Here is a 242-nt window from a genome sequence, read left to right as displayed (position 1 = left end):
TCAATGTCGAGGCAGTGCGGATCATGAAGCAGCACAATGGCTGGCTGCGGGCCTCGTCGCGCAAGAATCCGCTCACACTCGCTCACATGCGGCGCTCGAGCAACGAGCACTGGGAATTGATCGAAGCGGTGGAAAAGGGCGACCCCGACAAGGCCGTCGTGGTCATCGAACGGCATATGCGCAACTCGCGCGCAGTGTTCCTCGCCAACATGCGGCGCGATCGCCTGCGGGGTGCGGGTGAA

Annotated in this window: 1 protein-coding gene; it reads left to right on the top strand. The window is 62.8% G+C overall.

Annotated features, from left to right (window positions below; all coding sequences use genetic code 11):
* Positions 1-23: 23 nt before the first annotated feature.
* On the top strand, positions 24-242 hold a 219-nt coding region (locus KVS69_RS20345), incomplete at its 3' end, for an FCD domain-containing protein (RefSeq protein ID WP_217540098.1).

It is taken from the genome of Stenotrophomonas sp. GbtcB23 (assembly GCF_019091045.1).
In the GTDB taxonomy this organism is placed as follows: domain Bacteria; phylum Pseudomonadota; class Gammaproteobacteria; order Xanthomonadales; family Xanthomonadaceae; genus Stenotrophomonas; species Stenotrophomonas rhizophila_A.
The sequence above is the reverse complement of the archived record's forward strand: the minus strand, read 5'-3'. Positions and strand labels throughout refer to the sequence as shown.